Here is a 15,221-nt window from a genome sequence, read left to right as displayed (position 1 = left end):
CCGTGATCGCCCATCGCTCCTCGTGCTTCCCCACGCGACCGGGCACACGAGGGGCACGGCTCAGTCAGAAGGCTCTCTAGCGAAGGGCTAGGGCGTGTCCGCGGGCACGCCCTGACTCTGCCGCATCATGCGGCGCATCTCGCTGAGCTGGTCCCAAAGCTCCACGATCTGAGTGTGCGCCTGCTCCAGGGACTCCCCCCCCGGCGTGGCGTGGCGCGATGCCGCCGTCGAGACGCTTGAGGACCCCATACATCCGGCTGAGCCTGCGGTGGACGTCATCAGCGGTGGCGAGCACGTTGTCGGGGACCCGCATCTGCGCCTCGGAATACTGCGCACGGTGTTCGCGCCGTGCGTCGTCCAGACGAGACCTCAGGTCATCCGTGACGCGGCTGGCCCTGAGTGCGTACCAGAAGTTGTTCAGCTCGGAGTGGTAGCCCAGGGAAGCGGTGTTCAGCGCGATGCAGCAGGCCCGAAGGGCATCCTCCATCGCGCGCTTCGTCTCGTACTGCCGCTCCTCGGTGCGCTGTCGCTCGGCACGATCCAACTCCTTGGATTTGGCCTTCTCCGCGAGCCGCTGCGTCATGAGTCCTGATACCAGCGTGCCGACGATTCCCAGGAACGCGATCGCCAGCGGAACCACCGTGCTGCTCATCTGGTACCACCCTCTCTGGACGCTCCGAGCATGGCGGTGCCACGCCGCCATGCCCTGCATCTCGCGACGGTCACAGAGAATCACCCAGGGGCGGAGATCGGCGCTGCTGCGTCAGCCTGGGGGTCTACGCTCGCTGGCGAAAGGCGGAACTGAGTACCGGCGACGACAGCTGATCCGTAGGTCTAGCCAGATCGGTCAACGACGGCCATACCGGCCGCTCTGAGGCCCCGGAGGGGCGCTGTCGGACGGGCGTGGTTGCTGGGGTTGCGGTACGCGACTGCTGTACTCCCCCAGCCAGGAAGAGGGGCGTTGCCGACGCTTAGGCGTATGAACCAGCCGCCCTTCCGGAAGAACCCCTCTGGGCAGCCTCAGCAGGCGGGAACTGTTAGCCCCGAAGATGATGGGGGCATGCCTCACCGCCGCTACGGCCTACGGCTCCGCCCCCGGGTGAGGCCCCGGAGAACCGCAGCACCAACGGACCCCGGCCGACAGCCGGCGCCCGACCGGTCACTGCGCCTGGCGTCCTGGGGCGCGGTGGTTTCGGCGATCGCGGCGGCGTTGGGACTGCTGTTCTCGGGCTCAGTGGCCTGGTTCAGCGTGAGCGCGACGCGGCAGCAGCTGGAGCAGAACCGGCGCCACCAGGCAGGGCGGGTGACCTTCTGGTACACCTTCACGGATACGCCAGACGGCGGATACGGCACCGTGGTGGTGAACCGCTCGCTCGACCCGGTGACCGGCCTCTACCTGGTGTTCCGCGCACCGAAGCAGGGCGACTGGATCGCGAACTACGAAAGCGTCTCACTCGGTTTCGGCACCCTGACGCCCTGCACCCGCCTGACGTTCCCCCCGAGCTCCTTCTACGGCGATCTCAGTCAGAGCCACCAGGTACCAGAGGACATCACTCCCCAGGAGATCCGTTTCACGGACGCCGACGGCAGAAACTGGACCCGGTCCGATGAAAGTCTGCAGCCCGGGCCGGACGATCCCACGAAGGACAGGGTCGTTGATTCCGCGAGCCCAGAGCTCGCGGTCCCTAACGTAAAGCGCGAGCCGGCCCAACACTGCGACGTGTGACAGCCAGGTAGTGCCGCCGATCAGCGACCGATGGGAACCTCGTAGACGATCGACCATCTCGTCGGCCAGGCCCCGCCAGAGGCCTGCCAACGCCTGTCCGCCGGATGTGGAGCAGAGGGCGAGCGCTTCTACGACTGGGCCGCCGCCCGCCTGCCGGCCGTCGGGGAGTTCGACGGCGACGAACCCACCCGACAGCGCTGGATGTTGGCCCGCCGCAGCATCACCAGACCCGATGAGATCGCCTACTACCTCGCCTGCCCGCCCCTGGAAGCCACCCTCGCCGACCTTGTCCGCGTCGCGGGCCGCCGCTGGAAGATCGAGGAGTGCTTCCAGAGCGCGAAGAACGAGTGCGGCCTGGATCAGTACGAGGTCCGCCGCTACGTGGGCTGGTACCGGCACATCACGCTCGCCATGCTCGCCCACGCGTTCCTGGCTGTGATGGCTGGCCAGGAACGCGAAAAAGGGGGTGCCGACCGGGACACACCCGGCCTCGTGGACCTCACACCGGCAGAGATCCGCCGTCTGCTGGCAGTTGGCCCCCGCCACCACCCTCCGGACCGCAGCCATGCCACGAGGTGGTCACGGTGGCGACGCCGCCACCAGGCGCACGCACGCGACTGTCATTAAATGCGGCGCGGCCACCCGTTGGTGGGACGGCCCGCGAAAGACCGTCCCACACCCGGTTCCACAGCACTACACTCCCCACACTCAGGCCTCTGACCAGCGAAAATGAAGAAGCGCTGCTGGAGTATCAGAGATCAGGTTGGGTCAAGGTTGTGCCGTGTAGGTAGGCGGCCAGGATCGTCTGCAGCGAGGCGGTCTCGTTGATGGCGGTCCGGTAGAACACCAGCGAGTCCGTGAGGGCGATCAGTTCCTCGACACGCGCGTCCGAGTCGGGGAGTCCCGTCCTGGCGAGGGCCGACGCCGTCACCTGTCGGGTGATGGCGTGGACCTCGGACTCCGCCGTCAGCTTCGCCCGAAGGTGCGGCGCGTCATCGAGTTCGAGGATGAGGGCGTACCGGGCCCTCATGTCGTCGCGGCGGGACGCAAGGGTCTCGACGAGCCCTGCGATCAGCGCGGCAAGCTCTTCGACATCGAGCCGGTGTTCGCGCTCGGACATCGTACTCAGGGAGGCGGCAAGCTCTTCGGCGTCCGCCTTCGAACGGGCGGCGAGCGCGTCGACGATGAGGTCCACGAGCGCAAGCCGCGTTTTCGCGTGGTAGGAGGTCGATCCCTGCGGTATCCCCGCCTCACGGTCGACAGCGCGATGCGTCAGGGCGCGAACACCGTCGCGGGCGATGATGCGAATCCCGCTGTTGGCGATCGCCTCCCGCCTCTCACTGCCACTTGGCGCTTTCGAAGACACGACTCGATGCTACAGGTGTAGAGTCCGGACCGTAGAAGCTCTACACCTGTAGTGACTGGGTGGGTCAGTCCGACAGGACGCAGTACGGATCAGGAGGAGAGCGCGATGATGATCGACTTCGTTCCCGACCCGAGCCTGTACCCCTTCGACTCACGATGGTTCGATTCCTCGGCCGGGCGGGTCCACTACGTCGACGAGGGGACGGGGCCGCCGATTGTGTTCTGCCATGGCTCGCCCACCTGGAGCTTCCTCTACCGCCACATCGTGAAGGGTCTTCGTGACCGGTATCGCTGTATAGCCGTCGACCACCTGGGCTTCGGCTTGTCCGAGCGCCCGGCCGGCTTCGGCTACACGGTCTCGGAGCACACGACGGTCATGGGTGAGCTGATCGACCATCTGCAGCTCGACGACTTCGTCCTGATGGGACAAGACTGGGGTGGCCCCAAGGGCTCGGTGCTGCGATCACGCGCGCAGAGCGCGTCAGGGGAATCGTGCTGGGCAACACCGCATTCTGGCCGATCGAACCGCTGGCGAATCGGGCGTTCAGCGTCATCATGGGCAGCCGCCCCATGCAACGGCGCATCCTCGAACAAAACCTTCTCGTAGAACAGTTCCTGCTCGGCAGAACCGGCCCCACTCTGACCCCAGTCGAGGCTGACCACTACCGAATGGTGCAACCCACGGAGGCAGCCCGATGTGGACTCACGGTCATGCCCGGGGAGATCCGCGCCGCAGGCCCACTGCTGAAGGAACTCGCCCAAGAGGTGCCTGCCCGCCTCGGCGACAAGCCGACTCTGGCGATATGGGGCATGCGGGACATGGTGTTCCGGCCGAAGTCGTGCATCCCGCGGATTCGCTCCTCATTCACCGACCTGGACATCGTTGAACTCCGTCAAGCGAAGCACTTCATCCAGGAAGACGCACCAGATCGGATCGTGGAAGCGATCACCGAACGATTCTCCTGATTCATCTCCATCGTTCCCTGCTCAGGATGACCCGCCCGTGCGGGTGGACGCCTCCGGGCGGCACATGATCACCCTGACAAGTGATGGACTTCTACGCCCGGTTCACGGCGAGGGCGGGCCTTCCCACCAGGCTCAGTCGAAGCTGCCGGGGGCACGGCAGGCGCCGCGAACCGCGATCGTCCGTGACCGGCTCGGCGACCCCGCCTCCGCCGAGGCGGCCTCCTTCCAGGCCCTGGCCGTGCTGCCGGACTCCATCCGCCGCAACCGGGCCCTCACCACCGCGACCTGATCACCCTCGCCCCCGGCTCGGCCACCGCACTGGACTGGGCCGACCGCTACCGCACCGAATGGAGCCGCCCATGACCCCCGCCTACGCCCTCCGCCGCTACGGACACACCGAGGCGGCCGAGATCCGGCAGATACTCATCGACGTCCACACCGATGCCTTCGCCACCGAGACCGACGAGTTCCACGACCCGGAGCGGTTCGCCTGGTTCGTAGACCACTGGAGCGGCCTGCCCGGATTCGACTGCGTCATCGCCTACGACGGCGACGAGCCCGCCGGCTACGCCTACGGCGCCCCGGCCGTCCACGAACGGGAGTGGTGGCGCGACTACCTCTCCCCCGCCGCCTCCGACGAGACCTTCAACCTGTCGGAACTGATGGTCCGCCCCAAGTGGCCCGCCACCGGCCTGTCGGAACAACTGCACGCCGAGCTCGTCTGTCGGCGGCCCGAGCCGCTGGCCGCCCTCCTCGTCGACGTCTCCCATCCCCGCGTCCAGGCCCTCTACGAGACCTGGGGATACCGCAAGATCGGCGAACGCCAGCCCTTCGCCGACTCCCCGCTGTACGCCGTGATGCTCCGCGGCCTCCCCGACGCATAGGACGAGTCGTCGTCCCCGGGGGGAACGCGATCACTGCCGGACCCACCAGGGGACAGCGAGCCCGGAGGTAGACCCGGTGGCCCTCTCCCACCGCCCGATGTGCTGGTCGCGATCACGCTCGCGCCGTTCGTCACCGCACTCGTGGCGTCCCTAAGTAGGAGCCCGGGCCAGCGGATCGAAGAAGCCGCCGCGCGCACCCTGCGGAACGTAACGCGGGCCGCGATCCTCCGTCGGTCACCGCGGTTTCTCCGGGCGCAGGCAGAGGTCGTGCCGACGGCAAGGCTCGGTCGAGGTCCTGGTCCTGGTCTTGGTCCTGAAGGTGACTCCCGGCAAGCGCGGCGAGCCGGATGCCGACGGTGCGGGTGAACCGGTCGGACCGCACGGCGTCGGCCTGGGCGTTCCAGGCGAAAGCGAAAGCAGCGTGTGGCTGCCCGAGGTCGCGGTGGATCTCGGTGGCGTCCGCCGACTGGCGCGCGTGCGTGAAGTACGCCAGCCACTCGGGGTCCGCGTCGGGGCGGACCCCGAGCAGGTTCTCGGAGAGTGCGAGCGCGGCGCCGGCGGCTTTGGCGTCGCCCGTCCGGCCGTGTGCCCGCGCCTCGGCGAGCTTGGCGAAGGCCAGAACCCGGGGTGCGGCCACGGTCTTGGCGCGCTCGTAGGTGCCTTCCGCCATGTCTGCGGCCTGCTCTGCTGCGGGTACCCGCGCAGCGTGGTCTGCAACGACATCGTGGTCAGTACACAGCAGCCCGCCTGGACATCCCCGGCTGCCCGGGCCAGTCGTAGTGCCTGGACGAAGTGCCGTTGGGCGGCCTCGTGCTGGCCGGTGTCGAAGGCGGACCAGCCCGCGACTCGGGACAGCTCCGCCGTGGCGGAGAACAGCTCCTTGCCGACGGCTTCCGTGGAGGTGCCTTACAGCAGCGGGGCGGCGCGGAGGCGGAGGCACTCGGTGACGGAGCTGGTCTTCCAGTTCCCTCCGCCGAACTTCGAGTCCCACAGCCGGGCCTCGTCGGCGGCCTGCCACAGCTCGTCGAGATCGCCGCGGCCGACGCGTCGGCCGCCGTCGTGGATCGTCGCGGCGTCGGCGGGCTGGGTGAGCCACCGGGTGACGGGCGTGGTGAAGGCGGACACGGCGAAGCCGTTGCGGAGGAACTCTCGGCGGTCCACGGTTCTCCAGTAGACGGCGGCGACACGGATGGCGCCGGAGGGGTCGCGGGGGAAATCCAACCCCATGTCACCCCCGACGCCGTGACGTTCGAACCTGCCGAGTTCCTCGACGGTGTCCCTTCGTCCGAGACGTTCGCCCAGCGCAGCAGCCAGAAACAGCGGGACGGGATCGCGGGGGATCACCCGAGGTTCACCCAATTGGCGACGCTGGTGTGAGCGTGTTGCTCTAACGGTCTACATAGTCGACGACTTGCATCATGCCGAGGTCTTCGTGGTGGAGCTGGTGGCAGTGGGCGATGGTGCGGCCGGTGAAGTCCTCGTACTTGACCAGGAAGGTGGCTGAGTCTCCGGGTTTGCCGCCGGTCAGCCCGATGGTGTCGTGCCAGATCGGCGGATCGAGCCGTTGGCCGTTGCGGTGGGTGAGGAGGACCTGGTTGGTGTGCAGGTGGAAGGGATGGCTGTGCGCCGGCACGGTTTCGTCAGTACGGATGCTCCAGCGCTCGATGGTGCCGAGGCGCAGGGTGTGGTTGGTGTGGTCGGGGTCGAACAGGCCGTAGGCGGGGTCGCGGGTGAGATCACCGTCGGGGTCGGCCGCTGGGGTGGCGCCGGTGCCCAGGATGCGGAAGGCATTCGGGAACGCCCCGGCGAAGACGCGCGCGTCGGCGTGGAAGATCACCTCCCGGTCCGCGTGGGGGTTGGCGATGTCCCTCTCGTCGAGGAACGGCTTGCCCGGCGGAAGCGAGGCAGGCAGTTCCATCGGCGGCTGGCAGGGCTCTCCCGCGACCTCGATCGTCATGAGCGGCCCGGGCACCCCTTCGGCCCGCAGCTCGTACCGGCCGGGGGCGGCGCCCCGGACCAGGACATCGGCGCGGTTGCCCATGGACAGGTCCAGCAGGTTCTGGGCGACGGGCCTGGCGAAGGTGACGCCGTCCTGCGCGATCTGGTGCATCTGCAGGCCTTCGCGGTCTCCGGCGATCCGGAGTCGCAGGGCGGTGAACGCGGTCGCGGCAACCAGCCTCCAACGCTGCACCTCACCGGGACGCAGCCGGAGGGTGGGGTTGACCGTGCCGTTGACGGTGAAGGTCGAAGGGACGCCGGCCACCCAGGCGCCCGAGGTAAAAGCGGGGATCTTGCCGCCTTTGACCTTGAGTTCGTTGATGCACACAACAAGGTCGGCGGCCGCCCTGATCTCGGGGACCTCGTCGACGTCACCCTCGACGATGATCACTCCGGCCATGCCCCCGACGATCTGCTCGGCAATGGCACCGTGCAGATGCGGGTGGTACCAGTAGGTCCCGGCGGGGTGGTCGGCCGGCACGTGGACGGTCGTCACGTACCGCGGCTCCGGGGCGCCGGCGGCGGCCTCGTCCGGGGTGCGTGGCGCGAACTCTCGCAGGACGTTGTCGGCGAGCCCTGACGGGGAGACATGCATCCCGTGGGTGTGCAGATTGAAGCTGTTGGGGTGGTGCGGTGTGTTGTGGCCGCCGGTGTGGGGCGGGTTGGGCGGAAGACCGTTGATGTGCGTAAGACGCAGAGTCTGCCCGCCGCGCACGCGCACGGTCGGGCCCGGGATCGTCCCGTTGTAGGTGCGCGTGGTGATCCGGCCGTATCCCGGCACCGAGACCTCTGTGAACCGGACGTCGAGCGTCTGCTCCAGCACCGGCGATGGCGAATCGGGTGCCGGCTGCGAGGTCGACACAGCAGGCTGCGGGAAGAAGGTCGACGCCGCAGCCTCGCGTCGCCAGCCCAGCGACCCGCTGGCCACCGCCGCCAGACCTGCGACGGGGATGGCCTTCAGCATCGACCGACGGGCGATTCTGTCACTTTCTCCCATAGCCGGGCAATCTAGATCATCTGGATCGCAGGATGCGGGTAACGCACCGTGGGTACTGCGGGCCGGCGCAGACGAGCAACCCCAGACGTTCAGTTCAGACCTCGGCTTGGGCTCTGCCGACACTGCCGAACAACTGCTGCCATTTTCATCTCTGGCACAACTTCTGTGCGCCATGCCCTCGGGCGCAGGCCTGGCTCGTAAGACGTGGGAAATCAGCAGGACAGCAAGATCACCCCGAGGCGAGTACGACTCGGAGACCGTGTCACCCCAGAAGTGGTCGTTCATGACCCTCAACTGGACCTCCGCGTACACCCGTACCTCGCCCCGCTCGAACGTGCGGGGTGGGGGCAGGGGCGGGCCGGCCTCCTCACGCGCATCCGCCCGGCAGGTCCGGGGCCACACAGGTATCCCCTATCCCCGAGGTGAAGACAATCGCCTCGACGCGAGACGCCGGGACCTTCGAGGATCGGCCAGGACGGCGGACGACTGTTGGGGCGGTCCAGATGCCGTGTCCCTTCGAGTGCGCGCCTCGTTCGCATACGCGGGCTTCGGCCGATCGAATACGAGGTGCCTCATGCGGGTCCGGATGGTTTCGAAGAGTGAGAACAGGTCCTGTGCCGGGACGGTGACCCGTACGGGGAGGATGAACGTCCTGGACCGCGCGTTCGCATTGTTCCCGGACCGCAGCCCCGCGCGAGTGACGGTGGTCCACGTCCTGGACTTTCCCGCGGGGGCGTTCGCGCTCGACGACCTGCGCGCACGCGTGGCCGAGCGGGCGCCCGGGCTGGAAGCCCTCAATGTCGCGGCGGTCGGAGGAGCTCGCTCCTGGACACGGACCGCGCCGCCCGAGGCCGGGCTGCATGTGCGCGCGGAGCACGTGGACGGCCGGCTCGGCGAGGCGACCGACGCGCTGCTGCGCGAGGCTCTGCCCACCCGTCCGGCCGCCGGCTGGGACCTGCGGATGCTGACGTGTCGGGTCGATCAGGTGCAGCGGGTGTGCTTCCGCATCGACCACGCCGTCACGGACGGCGTCGGTGCGGCCCACCTGGTGGCCGCGCTTCTGGCGGACGCACCCGTCGTAGGGCCGTACCCCCATCGGCCGCCCGTGCCGCGACGTACCTCGCGGGCGTGGCTGCGTACCTCGCCGTTCGGAAGGTTCCCCGAGCACGAGACGGTTCCCGCCGGGTGCGACACGGCGGGGAGCGGGCTGGCGACCATGGCGTACGCGGACGTCCCGGACGGCCGCCTGCGGGCGGTGGCTTCGCAGTGGGGAGTGGGCGCCAACGATGTGTACCTCACCGCGGTGACCGGCGCGCTCGCGGCCTTGCAGCTGCAGCAGGCGGGCCGAGCGCAGGACCTGCGGGTGGTGATGCCTATGTCGGTCCGTACGCAGGAGGCAAAACTCACGCCAGGGAACGCCGCTCTGCCGGCGATGCTGCGGTTGCCGTGCACCGCGACCGGCCCGGGAGCCCGTCTAGAGGCCGTGGCCGGGCAGACCCTCGCACACAAGGGTTCCGGGCTGCGGGAGGGCGGCTGGAAGACCCTCCTGCGCGTACCTCCCCGACTCCTCCACCGCTCGATGCAGCGCCCCGGTTTCCGCCTGGCCACCAGCCACATCCACATCAACGGCACCTACCGCGTCCTGGGCGCTCCCCCGCTCGCCGCCAGCATCTTCGGCCTGAACAGCCCCGGCATGCTCGGCTACTTCTCCCTCACCCGAACCATGACCACCGCCCGCATCACGATCGTCCACGACCAGTCCCATACTGCGGCCGCCGACCTCCCCCAGCTGTGGCTGAAGGCTCTGGACGAACTCTCCGAGCACATGGAGCCCGTCGGCACGATGCAGCGGCTCGCCCCGCCCGCCCAGTAACGGGCCGCCCTTGAAGCGTGTTGCAGCAGGTCGCATTGATCCCCTTCTTCGTCCGGCCGGCGGCAGTCCCACGCACGACGCACTCGCGGGCGCGGGAGTCGCCGGCCATGCGGACCAGAGCGATGAGGTCGAGGGCGCCGTACGCGCCCCGGTGCCCGCCGCACGAGAGGCGGCGCCGCGTGAGAAGCGGCGCCGCTTGGTTCTGCCGCTGGGGGCGGAAACCGGTGCGGCTCCGCACAGAGCGGCGAAGGAAGCCTCCGTCCACATCCGCTCGGGACTGAAGTTCTGACCCGGCCTCTGGGGAGAATCGGGATGGGGACTGCGGACCGGGAACGGTGCCGAGGGGGCCTTGTCGTAGATGGAGGAACTCGCCTGCGCCACACGGTTACCCCGATGCGGCTGTCGCAGTGAAACCTCCCTTGCTGTCGTGGGCCCCTGAGTAGACGGGGAACTCACTCCTTCGACCGGCCGCACGGGCTGGTCCGTGACCGTCGTACAGAAGGAGAAGTCCATGGCACAGCAGACCTTCGATCCCAACAGGCTCACGTTCGAGCAGGGAGTGGAGCGGATCAAGAGCGCTGTCCGCGAGAGCGGACTCGACGTCGAGGGTCGCATCATCACGTCGAGGGACGCGGGGGTCGAGAAGGCGATGAAGCTTCTCGAGGTCGACAATGTCCCACCGGGGTTCCGCAAGTGGCAGCTTCCGGTGTACATGGCCTGTGAGTCCCAGCTCTACATCACGGTTGCCGAGCCGGGTGCACAGGCGTCCCCGCACGCGCACAACGGCGGTGCCGGCATCCGGTTCATCGCGAGCGGGTCGATCGTCTACAACGGCTATGAGCTCACCGCCGGGGACTGGATGTACGTCCCGGCGGGCACGGAGTACTCCTTCGAGGTCGGGCGCTACGGCGCGCTCATGTGCTACTGCTACTGCTGTTCCTGCGCCTGATCAGGGGCAGAAACCAAAAGTCGGGCGAGCTGCGGCCTGTCAAGGCACCCGCTTCGAGGGAGTCCGCGAGGTGGACCTCGCCGGGTCCGGCCGCCTCGTCCAGAGCCTGCTCTCCGTCATCACCATGCGTGAGGAAGCGATCTCACGGCCTCAGGCCGCACCCGCGGGCCCGCCGTCGCCCTGGCACGGACGCGACGGCGGGGTCTCGTTCGTCGTACTCGACATGGCCTGCGCCCTCAGCGTCATCACGGCCGCCATCGCCATCGATCGTTCTCAGCCGGCCCGCTGTGCCCGCGCCGACCGTGTACGCCGCGCCGTCCACACGGCTTTCGCCTGCGGCCTTGGTTCCCGGTGGCTCGACCGGCGCGACGCCCACTCTCTCCGAACCGCCGCACCGGCGGCCGCCCCCTCCGGACCTTCGGCCCCTCCGTAGATGTGTCGGAAAAGTTCAAGACCGACGCGGGCCAGGTCCCTAGCGTGGGCTGCATGAACGAGATCCACGCACACCTCACCAACTGCGCCGCCGAAGCCGCCCGGGTCACCCGTGGCATCAGCCCGGAGCAGCTCGCCGGACCGTCCGGCTGCACCGGCTGGACCGTCCGAGAGCTCGCCAACCACCTCGTCCTCTACACCTCGCATGGCCTCGAACACCGCGCCATGCGCACCCAGCTTCCAGACGAGCTGGTCGCGCGCGACTTCGCTGCCGACGCCGACTGGCCCGAGCGGTACGCGGCCCAGCTCGATCGGGCACTCGCCGCCTGGGCGAAGCCCGAGGCGTGGGACGGCGACGTCGACTTCGGTGGCGGCAGCACGATGCCCGCCGGTGAGATCGCCGCCATGCTCGTCGCCGAACTCGCCCTGCACGGCTGGGACCTGGCCCGTGCGACGGGCCAGGACTTCACACTGCCTGAGGACACCGGCGTTTACCTCCTCGGCGTCGTCGAGCGCTACGCCGAGATGTACCGCACGTACGAAGGCTTCGCCGCCCCGACCTCGGTGGAGCCCCACGCCTCCGCCTTCACCCGCGCCCTCGCAACGAGCGGCCGCACGCCCTGAGAACCGTCACGCTCTGATTCGCCGGACGGCCACCAGGCCCCGTCCGACACATGGCAGCCACCGTTGGATCGCATGCCTCGGACGGTTCGCCCTCGGTCGTTCTGGGCAGCCACTGATGGCGAGCCGGAGCCCGCACGCCTCTGGCCTGTCCAACGGTCACTTGCCCGCGCCCCGGCTTCCGCTGTGGACATGGTGGAAGACGGGGCGCTGGTGAGAGCGGTCCGGGTCCCGGCCCGGTGCTGGGCCTATGATCCGAACTCCGCGGCCTCATCGGCCCTGGCGGAATGCTGACCGGGGCCGGATACCGTGGACACTTCCAAAACTGTTGCCTGCGCCTGGCACGCATCTGCGGCAGACGTGGCCCTGACGTTCACTGACAGCTACGCCTACGCGCCCACTAGGGCCTGTCCGATGGGTCAGGGCCGTGACTGAGCAAAGATGGTGCCCATGGCCAGCGAACCCGTGCAGATCCCGATCGATCAACTCCGTCGCGCTTTGGACGTGGCGCTACGGCACATCGAAGCGTCGGCCGGGCCCACCGTGACGCTCAAGGAAGACCTCTTCTGGTCTGTCCCGGTCGACGAGCTCTACGACGTCGCCAGCGAACCCCAGGACCTTACGATCGGACAGCTTTCGGAGTCATGGCAGCATCTTGAGGATCTGCTTGCTCGCCAGGACCAGGCCGTGGGTCACCACTTGGTGTGGCTTGCCGACGTGATCCGGGCGATCGGCCAGGACGTCCCCTGACAAAGCTGCTGACGGGTTACGAGCGGAGCCATAGCCGGAGCGATGCAACGGTCACCGTTCCATGGAAGACATAGGCGCGCTTGTCGAAACGGGTGGCTACGGCCCGGAAGCATTTGAGCGCATTGAACGTCCGCTCTACTTCGTTGCGGCGTTTATAGATCGCCTTGTCAAAGCCAGTGGGCCGACCGCCGGCGCTGCCACGGCGCTGGCGGTTGGCTCGCTGGTCCATGCGCTCGGGAATGGTGTGCTTGATCTGCCGCCGCCGCAGATAGCGGCGGTTCTGGCGGGATGAGTACGCCTTGTCGCCGCCGACGTGATCAGGGCGTGTTCGTGGGCGGTAGCCGCTGGTGCGTGGGACACGGATGCGTTCGAGGGTCGGGATCATCTGTGGAGCATCGCCCCACTGGCCTGGCGTTATCAGGAAGGCGAGTGGCCTGCGGCCGCCCTCTCCCGCTAGGTGGATCTTGCAGGTCAACCCGCCTCGAGAGCGGCCCAAAGCCTCATCGGCACGATGCTCAACAGGCTGGCCAGCTCGACCCGGGATGCGCGGCACTTCGGCACGGGCACCGGCGGCGTGCTGGTGGGCACGGCAGGAGGTCGAGTCCACGCTGACCATGCTCCAGTCGATCCGTCCGGCTGCATCGGCATCGGCCTGAACGGCCCGCAGGATCTTCTCCCATGTTCCATCCCCTGACCATCGCCGATGCCTGTCGTGCACCGTCTTCCATTTCCCGAACCGTGCTGGAATATCACGCCATGGAATCCCGGTTCGCTGACGGAAGAGAATTCCGTTGATCACCCTGCGGTGACTCTTCCAGCGCCCGCCCCGCCCTACGTTCGTCGGTAGATGCGGCTCTAACCGAGCCCACTCCTGATCCGACAGATCACCTCGCCCCACACCTGTCCGAACGATTCTCCGGATGGACAGGTCACCTGACCCATCGGACAGGACCTAGCACCTACGCGAGCAGCGCACAGCCAGCGGCCCTCATTGTCAGTGGCGGCTCGTAGCGTCGAAGCAGAGGCTCGGGAGGTACCCGAGCCCAAGCAACTCCGGGAGCGGTCATGGGTGAGATCACCGTCAGTGCGCAGGACATGGACCATCTCCTGCGTGACCCCTCAAGCGCGTATGGCACTCCGTACCAGCGGGCCTACACCGAAGTCGCCGAGACGCACCGAGGCCGACCGGTCGACGAGATCGTGCCGCTGCTCCGCGCGGCCGCCGACGCCGCGCTCCTCGGCTTCACCCGCGCCGACTTCGCCGAGCAGGCACAGGCGATCAGCAGCGGAGCACCGTACAAGCTCCGGGTCCGCGTCACCAGGTAGCCGCAGAGGCGTGCGATCACAAGCCGGGGCTGCCTGGCCTTGGATGTAATGGCTCACAGCTCGTGGCCAAGCTCGTAGCGAAGCGCGTGCCCGTGACCTGCTGGTCTTGAGGCCGTCTCACGCTGTGGCCAGGCTGATCAGTCTCAGAAGTGCGGCAATCCCCACTTCAGATGGCCTCGGAGTCCTACGTCGAAGGCCAGGCGCACGGTAGGTACGTCTTCGCTGGTCAGCGGTTCCGCCGACGGTGAGGAAAGAAGGTTGTCACCAGCTTCGGTGAGCCGGCGCACCGCCTCGACGGCGGCCCTCACGCCCCGATCAAGATCGGCGAGCGCCTTCTCGGCCGCGCCGCTTGCGGAAGGCATAGGTGCGTCCTCATGACTTCGTTGCAGGCCGGCTGGGCCGGCCGAAGCCCGTGACCGCGTCTGACTAGACGGGCGGTGACGGCGGAGGGTTGCCCGGAGGGGCTGGATTCTCCGGGTGATGTACGTCGCCGCTTCCTAGCAGGACGCGGGCCCGGACCCGCATCGGCTCGTCGCCGCGCCGGGAAAGCAGGACCAGCTCGTCGACTCGGGCCGTCATGGGGCCGAGGAGGGCCTCCGCCTTGCGGGCGAGGGAGTGCGGGTCCGGGGTACGGCCGAGGGACAGATGCGGTGTGAAGCCGTGCGACTGCGATCCGCAGAGCGGGAAGCGGAGCTCCAGGGACTCCCGCAGCCGCGCCCAGGGCTCGTGGTCGGCGGCGGCCGGGTCGAGCCAGACGGTGGCGTCCTCGCGGTGTCCGAACCAGTGGACGCCCGCCAGGCGGGCGGTGAACGGCGGCGTCTCGGCGAGCGCCGCGGCGACCAGCGGCAGAGCCCGGGCGAACTCGGCCTCGGGGACGAAGCCGAAGAGCACATTGGCATGCGGCGGCCATCGGCGGATCTGCCGGTCGTGTTCGCGGCGAATGTGCTGGATCGGCGGCCACAACTCCGCCGGCGGCAGCCAGGCGACGGCGGTGCGGTTCGTCGACGGTACGGCGAGGATGTCGCCGGGTGCCGGGGCCGGCACGGGACCGACCTGCCCGACGAGTGTCTCGTCGAGCCGGTCGACGCCGGAGGCGCGGTCCCAGACGACCTGGCCGTCCGCCTCGAAGAACAGCACCCGGTGCCAGGGGATCTCCCCGCCCGGCACGAAGTCGCCGAGCAGAACCCGCTTCGGCGGGGCCCCACGCTGGGCGATCCCCATCACGAACCGCTCGGGGTCGAAGCGCGGGTCCCAGAGCACCCGGTGGTAGATCTCGTCGCTGGTGTGCACGTCAGCACCTGCCCTCGACTATCAGGGTGACGCGCGGAAGGCCG

At 68.5% G+C, this 15,221-nt stretch carries 20 protein-coding genes and 1 pseudogene; 13 read left to right on the top strand and 8 right to left on the bottom strand.

All coding sequences use genetic code 11. The features are described 5' to 3' along the window. Positions 1 to 76: 76 nt before the first annotated feature. A complete protein-coding gene (locus tag OG259_RS40965; protein ID WP_328946908.1) occupies positions 77 to 652 on the bottom strand; it encodes a hypothetical protein in 576 nt (191 codons plus the stop codon). 534 nt (positions 653 to 1,186) lie between these two features. Between OG259_RS40965 and OG259_RS40960 the strand changes: the two genes are divergently transcribed. Then, positions 1,187 to 1,726 (top strand): hypothetical protein, encoded by a 540-nt coding sequence (locus tag OG259_RS40960; protein ID WP_328946907.1) that lies wholly within the window; start codon positions 1,187 to 1,189, stop codon positions 1,724 to 1,726. Positions 1,727 to 1,774: 48 nt separating this feature from the next. Continuing rightward, a pseudogene (locus OG259_RS40955) lies at positions 1,775 to 2,279 on the top strand (IS701 family transposase); the annotation flags it as partial. A 198-nt stretch (positions 2,280 to 2,477) separates the two neighbouring features. Here OG259_RS40955 and OG259_RS40950 read toward each other — a convergent pair. Beyond that, complete coding sequence (locus tag OG259_RS40950) at positions 2,478 to 3,092, bottom strand: TetR/AcrR family transcriptional regulator (RefSeq protein WP_328946906.1); 615 nt, start codon at positions 3,090 to 3,092, stop codon at positions 2,478 to 2,480. A 105-nt stretch (positions 3,093 to 3,197) separates the two neighbouring features. Here OG259_RS40950 and OG259_RS40945 point away from each other — a divergent pair, with 105 nt between their 5' ends. The 4 genes from OG259_RS40945 to OG259_RS40930 all read left to right on the top strand — a co-directional run bounded on the left by OG259_RS40945 (position 3,198) and on the right by OG259_RS40930 (position 4,941). Then, entirely contained in the window at positions 3,198 to 3,698 is a 501-nt protein-coding gene (locus OG259_RS40945) for an alpha/beta fold hydrolase (protein WP_328946905.1), read from the top strand. Positions 3,699 to 3,802: 104 nt separating this feature from the next. Beyond that, positions 3,803 to 4,057, top strand: coding sequence for a hypothetical protein (locus OG259_RS40940; protein WP_328946904.1), 255 nt, complete (start codon positions 3,803 to 3,805; stop codon positions 4,055 to 4,057). Positions 4,058 to 4,094: 37 nt separating this feature from the next. Continuing rightward, positions 4,095 to 4,346, top strand: a complete 252-nt coding sequence (locus tag OG259_RS40935; protein ID WP_328946903.1) for a hypothetical protein — start codon at positions 4,095 to 4,097, stop codon at positions 4,344 to 4,346. Positions 4,347 to 4,416: 70 nt separating this feature from the next. After that, positions 4,417 to 4,941, top strand: a complete 525-nt coding sequence (locus OG259_RS40930; protein ID WP_328946902.1) for a GNAT family N-acetyltransferase — start codon at positions 4,417 to 4,419, stop codon at positions 4,939 to 4,941. Positions 4,942 to 5,071: 130 nt separating this feature from the next. Here the strand turns inward: OG259_RS40930 and OG259_RS40925 are convergent, their stop codons facing one another. Together OG259_RS40925 and OG259_RS40920 are read right to left on the bottom strand one after the other, a co-directional pair. Further along, positions 5,072 to 5,611 carry a hypothetical protein gene (locus OG259_RS40925; protein ID WP_328946901.1) on the bottom strand — a complete coding sequence of 180 codons (540 nt, stop codon included), beginning with the start codon at positions 5,609 to 5,611 and terminating at the stop codon, positions 5,072 to 5,074. 236 nt (positions 5,612 to 5,847) lie between these two features. Then, the gene (locus OG259_RS40920) at positions 5,848 to 6,168 is read right to left on the bottom strand and encodes a hypothetical protein (RefSeq protein WP_328946900.1); all 321 of its coding nucleotides are present in this window, start codon (positions 6,166 to 6,168) and stop codon (positions 5,848 to 5,850) included. A 15-nt stretch (positions 6,169 to 6,183) separates the two neighbouring features. On the opposite strand from OG259_RS40920, the gene OG259_RS40915 reads away from it, so the two are divergent. Beyond that, a complete protein-coding gene (locus OG259_RS40915; protein ID WP_328946899.1) occupies positions 6,184 to 6,318 on the top strand; it encodes a hypothetical protein in 135 nt (44 codons plus the stop codon). A 10-nt stretch (positions 6,319 to 6,328) separates the two neighbouring features. Here OG259_RS40915 and OG259_RS40910 read toward each other — a convergent pair whose 3' ends face one another. Further along, positions 6,329 to 7,903: a multicopper oxidase family protein gene (locus tag OG259_RS40910; RefSeq protein ID WP_328946898.1), complete on the bottom strand. Its 1,575-nt coding sequence runs from the start codon at positions 7,901 to 7,903 to the stop codon at positions 6,329 to 6,331. 676 nt (positions 7,904 to 8,579) lie between these two features. On the opposite strand from OG259_RS40910, the gene OG259_RS40905 reads away from it, so the two are divergent. The 5 genes from OG259_RS40905 (at position 8,580) to OG259_RS40885 (ending at position 12,561) form a co-directional block, all read left to right on the top strand. Next, positions 8,580 to 9,809, top strand: coding sequence for a hypothetical protein (locus tag OG259_RS40905; protein ID WP_328946897.1), 1,230 nt, complete (start codon positions 8,580 to 8,582; stop codon positions 9,807 to 9,809). A gap of 511 nt (positions 9,810 to 10,320) precedes the next feature. Continuing rightward, a complete protein-coding gene (locus tag OG259_RS40900; RefSeq protein ID WP_328946896.1) occupies positions 10,321 to 10,758 on the top strand; it encodes a cupin domain-containing protein in 438 nt (145 codons plus the stop codon). A gap of 70 nt (positions 10,759 to 10,828) precedes the next feature. Beyond that, the gene (locus tag OG259_RS40895; protein WP_328946895.1) at positions 10,829 to 11,191 is read left to right on the top strand and encodes a hypothetical protein; all 363 of its coding nucleotides are present in this window, start codon (positions 10,829 to 10,831) and stop codon (positions 11,189 to 11,191) included. A 53-nt stretch (positions 11,192 to 11,244) separates the two neighbouring features. Continuing rightward, positions 11,245 to 11,814 (top strand): TIGR03086 family metal-binding protein, encoded by a 570-nt coding sequence (locus OG259_RS40890; RefSeq protein WP_328946894.1) that lies wholly within the window; start codon positions 11,245 to 11,247, stop codon positions 11,812 to 11,814. A 447-nt stretch (positions 11,815 to 12,261) separates the two neighbouring features. After that, positions 12,262 to 12,561 carry a hypothetical protein gene (locus OG259_RS40885; protein WP_063785821.1) on the top strand — a complete coding sequence of 100 codons (300 nt, stop codon included), beginning with the start codon at positions 12,262 to 12,264 and terminating at the stop codon, positions 12,559 to 12,561. 16 nt (positions 12,562 to 12,577) lie between these two features. Here the strand turns inward: OG259_RS40885 and OG259_RS40880 are convergent, their stop codons facing one another. Next, on the bottom strand, positions 12,578 to 13,459 hold the full coding sequence (locus OG259_RS40880; RefSeq protein WP_328946893.1) for an IS5 family transposase: 882 nt from the start codon (positions 13,457 to 13,459) through the stop codon (positions 12,578 to 12,580). 167 nt (positions 13,460 to 13,626) lie between these two features. Between OG259_RS40880 and OG259_RS40875 the strand changes: the two genes are divergently transcribed. Further along, entirely contained in the window at positions 13,627 to 13,887 is a 261-nt protein-coding gene (locus OG259_RS40875; protein ID WP_328946892.1) for a hypothetical protein, read from the top strand. A gap of 143 nt (positions 13,888 to 14,030) precedes the next feature. Here the strand turns inward: OG259_RS40875 and OG259_RS40870 are convergent, their stop codons facing one another. Beyond that, positions 14,031 to 14,249: a hypothetical protein gene (locus OG259_RS40870; RefSeq protein ID WP_328946891.1), complete on the bottom strand. Its 219-nt coding sequence runs from the start codon at positions 14,247 to 14,249 to the stop codon at positions 14,031 to 14,033. A gap of 64 nt (positions 14,250 to 14,313) precedes the next feature. Next, positions 14,314 to 15,177, bottom strand: coding sequence for an RNA repair domain-containing protein (locus OG259_RS40865; RefSeq protein ID WP_443052101.1), 864 nt, complete (start codon positions 15,175 to 15,177; stop codon positions 14,314 to 14,316). Positions 15,178 to 15,221: the final 44 nt, after the last annotated feature.

It is taken from the genome of Streptomyces sp. NBC_00250 (assembly GCF_036192275.1).
Taxonomy (GTDB): domain Bacteria; phylum Actinomycetota; class Actinomycetes; order Streptomycetales; family Streptomycetaceae; genus Streptomyces.
Note: the sequence above shows the minus strand (reverse complement) of the source record. Positions and strands in the feature narration are given on the sequence as shown.